Origin of the sequence: Micromonospora sp. NPDC049799 (assembly GCF_040656655.1) — a bacterium.
In the GTDB taxonomy this organism is placed as follows: domain Bacteria; phylum Actinomycetota; class Actinomycetes; order Mycobacteriales; family Micromonosporaceae; genus Micromonospora.
On the sequence record NZ_JBFAMU010000618.1, the window covers coordinates 1 to 2,624 of the forward strand.

Genomic DNA, 2,624 nt, shown 5'->3' on the forward strand with positions numbered 1-2,624 from the left:
CAGCACGCGCGGCAGGTGGTCGCCGAGCTGCCCGGGCCGGTACGCCGGGTGTTCCTGCGCGCCGGCGACAGCGTGCTGGAGGTGGAGTGGCACGACGCCGCCACGCCCGCCACGCCCGGCTCGGCGTATCCCGCGCCGCCGCCCGTCGTGCCGCCCGCGCCCCGGCCCGCGCCCGCCGTCGCGCCGGAGCCGGTCCACCGCCTGGCGGTGCGCTCGCCCATCGTCGGCACCTTCTACCGGGCGCCCGAACCGGGGGCCGCGCCCTTCGTCGCCGTCGGCGACGTGATCCGTCCCGGTCAGGTCGTCGGGATCGTCGAGGCGATGAAGCTCATGAACGAGGTCACCGCCGACCGGGCCGGCCGGGTGGTCGAGGTGCTGGCCGACGACGGCCAGCCGGTCGAGTACGACCAGCCGCTGCTCGCGCTGGAACCGGCCTGAGGCGGGGGTTCGATGTTCACGAAGGTACTGATCGCCAACCGGGGCGAGATCGCGCTGCGGGTGCTGCGAGCCTGCCGCGAACTGGGGGTGAAGACGGCGGTGGTCTACTCCACGGCGGACGCCGACTCGGCCGCGGTGCGGCTGGCCGACCAGGCGGTCCTCATCGGACCGGCGGCGAGCCGGCGCAGCTACCTCAACGCGGCCGCGATCGTCGAGGCGGCCCGCCTGGTCGGCGCGGAGGCGGTGCACCCCGGGTACGGGTTCCTCTCCGAGGACGCCGACTTCGCCGAGATCTGCGCCCACAACGGCCTGACGTTCATCGGGCCGCCCCCGGAGGTGATGGCCGCGCTGGCCGACAAGTCCTCCGCGCGGAAGCTGATGCGCCGGGCCGGGCTGCCGCTGCCCCCGGGCAGCGTCGCGCCGGTGCCCACCGTCGAACGGGCCGCGCAGGTCGCCGCGGAGGTCGGCTACCCGGTCATCGTCAAGGCCGCCGCCGGGGGCGGGGGCCGCGGGATGACCGTCGTGCACACCCCGGCGGAGCTGCCCCGGGCGTACGCGCGGACGCGGGGCGCCGCGCAGGTCGCCTTCGGCGACGACCGGGTGTACGTCGAGCGCTACCTGGTCGGCGCCCGGCACGTCGAGGTGCAGGTGCTCTGCGACGGGCACGGCAACGGCGTGCACCTGGGCACCCGGGACTGCTCGGTGCAGCGTCGGCACCAGAAGCTGGTCGAGGAGGCACCGGCCCCGTTCCTGTCCGCCGGCACCCTGGAGAGCATCGCCGACTGCGCGCTGCGCGGCGCGCTGGAGGTCGGCTTCACCGGCGCGGGCACGGTGGAGTTCCTGGTCGACCCGGACGAGCGGTTCCACTTCCTGGAGATCAACTGCCGGATCCAGGTCGAGCACCCGGTCACCGAGATGATCACCGGCATCGACCTGGTGCACGAGCAGCTCCACATCGCCGCGGGCGTACCGCTGCGCTGGCGGCAGGGGGAGATCCGTCCGCACGGGGTGGCGATCGAGTGCCGGGTCAACGTCGAGGACCCGGACCGCGACTTCGCGCCCACCCCCGGCCGGCTGGAGCGGTTCCTCCCGCCCGGGGGTCCCTTCACCCGTGTCGACACCCACGGCCGCCCCGGCTACCTCGTCGGACCGCACTACGACTCGCTGCTGGCGAAGGTGGCCGTCTGGGCGCCGGACCGGGAACTGGCGCTCAACCGCCTGGAACGCGCCCTGGAGGAGTTCGACATCGCCGGTCCCGGCATTCGCACCACCATCCCCTTCGTCCGCCGGGTGCTCGACGACGCCGGCTTCCGCAAGGGGCGCTACTCGACCGGCCTGGTCGACCGGCTGCTGGCCGACCCGACCGACCCACCGCACAGGAGGACCCGATGACCGTCACCCACGGCCGCCCGCTGACCGCCGAGATCACCGAGATCCTGGTGGCGAACTGCGGGCTCGACCCCGACGCCGCCGCCCGCGCGCCGGCCGCGTCCCTGGACGAGCTCGGCATGGACTCCCTCGCCCTGCTCGAACTGTCCGCCGTCGTCGCCGACCGGTGGCAGGTGCACCTCGGAGAGGAGAGCGGCCAGCTGAGCATCGCCGACGTCGCCGACCTGGTCGCCCGCCGCGCCGACCCGCCGGGGCACACCGAGAACAGCGTGCTCATCGCCGCGCCGCTGCCGCTGGTCTGGGACGTCACCAACGACGTCGCCGGGTGGCCCGAGCTGTTCACCGAGTACGCCCGCGCGGAGATCCTGCACCGCGACGGGGACACCGTCCGGTTCCGGCTCACCATGCACCCCGACGAGAACGGTGTCGCCTGGAGCTGGGTCAGTGAGCGGACCGCCGACCCGGTGGCCCGGGAGGTCCACGCCCGGCGGGTGGAGACCGGGCCGTTCGAGTACATGCGGATCCATTGGCGCTACACCGAGGAACCGGGCGGCACCCGCATGACCTGGGTGCAGGACTTCGCGATGACACCGACGGCGCCGGTGGACAACGCCGGCATGACCGACCGGATCAACGCCAACAGCGCGATCCAGCTCGCCGTGATCAGGGAGAAGATCGAGCGGCTGGCCCGGGACGGGGGTGCCGGCGATGAGTGAGCCGACGACGAACGGGTCGACCGGCAACGGGCTGGCGCCGGAGCCGGCGCGGCGGCTCGTCGCCGCCGTCGACGTGCCGCC

At 74.3% G+C, this 2,624-nt stretch carries 3 protein-coding genes; all 3 read left to right on the forward strand.

What is annotated here, in order from left to right:
- On the forward strand, nucleotides 1-438 hold a 438-nt coding region (accB, locus tag AB0I76_RS27300; protein ID WP_357041213.1), incomplete at its 5' end, for an acetyl-CoA carboxylase biotin carboxyl carrier protein.
- A gap of 12 nt (nucleotides 439-450) precedes the next feature.
- Nucleotides 451-1,830, forward strand: a complete 1,380-nt coding sequence (locus AB0I76_RS27305; RefSeq protein WP_357041216.1) for an acetyl-CoA carboxylase biotin carboxylase subunit — start codon at nucleotides 451-453, stop codon at nucleotides 1,828-1,830.
- Nucleotides 1,827-2,543 (forward strand): SRPBCC family protein, encoded by a 717-nt coding sequence (locus AB0I76_RS27310; protein WP_357041221.1) that lies wholly within the window; start codon nucleotides 1,827-1,829, stop codon nucleotides 2,541-2,543. Before AB0I76_RS27305 ends, AB0I76_RS27310 begins: the two co-directional genes overlap by 4 nt.
- Nucleotides 2,544-2,624: the final 81 nt, after the last annotated feature.

What these genes read in the sequence shown, in the direction of transcription:
- AB0I76_RS27305 (WP_357041216.1), top strand. Translation starts at nt 451, where the DNA reads ATGTTCACGAAGGTACTGATCGCCAACCGGGGCGAGATCGCGCTGCGG.
- AB0I76_RS27310 (WP_357041221.1), top strand. Translation starts at nt 1,827, where the DNA reads ATGACCGTCACCCACGGCCGCCCGCTGACCGCCGAGATCACCGAGATC.